Source organism: Cryobacterium sp. 10I1, assembly GCF_035019805.1.
Taxonomy (GTDB): domain Bacteria; phylum Actinomycetota; class Actinomycetes; order Actinomycetales; family Microbacteriaceae; genus Cryobacterium; species Cryobacterium glucosi.
Map to the genome: position 1 here is coordinate 1 of NZ_JASJVF010000518.1, position 836 is coordinate 836.

1 protein-coding gene is annotated in these 836 nt (G+C 71.3%); it reads right to left on the minus strand.

Annotated elements, in window-relative coordinates:
• Positions 1–822 (minus strand): aldehyde dehydrogenase family protein (locus QN345_RS19520; protein WP_323509174.1); only part of this gene is annotated, 822 nt, incomplete at its 3' end.
• Positions 823–836: the final 14 nt, after the last annotated feature.

Below are 836 nucleotides of genomic sequence, written 5' to 3' on the forward strand. Positions count from 1 at the left end.
GCTCGTGGGAGCGTTCGGCGCGGAGCCTGCCGTGGCCGCGGCATCCGCTGAGAACACCGTGCCGCCGAGGCCGAACGCGGTGTTGTTCGCGATACCGATCGCCTCGTCGAGCGTGTCGTAGCGCAGGATCGACAGGACCGGCCCGAAGATCTCCTCGCGCGCGATCCGCATCCCCGGCGTCACGTCGGCGAACACGGTCGGCTTCACGAAGAAGCCGCGGTCGAAGCCGCTCGGCACGTCACCGCCCGTGGTCGCCCTGGCGCCCTCTGCGATGCCGGAGCGGATGTACCCGCGCACCGTGTCGCGCTGCGCCCGTGTCGCGGCGGGTCCGAAGACGGTGTCCGGGTCCATCGGGTCGCCCTGCCGCGCGGCCTGGATCGTCGCCGTGACCATGTCGACGAGTTCGTCGTAGCGCCCGGCCGGCGCGAGGATACGCGTGGAGATGTAACAGGTCTGCCCGGTGTTGCGCATGCAGCTGCGGATCAGCACCTGCTGCATCGCCGTGAGGTCGACGTCCGGCAGAACGAGCGCGGACGACTTGCCGCCGAGCTCGAGGGTGACCGGCCTCAGCAGCTCGCCGCACGCCGCGGCGATTCTTCGGCCGACCGGGGTCGAGCCGGTGAAGGCGACTTTGTCGACTCCGGGGTGCCGCACGAGGGCGTCGCCGACGGCGCTGTCCCCCGTGACGATGTTCACGACGCCCGCGGGAAGGCCTGCCGCTGCCGCGGCATCCGCGAGGAAGCGGATCGAGAGCGGCGTCGGCGATGCCGGCTTGATCACGACGGTGCACCCGGCCATGAGCGCGGGCGCGAGCTTCGCCACGACGAGGTTGATCG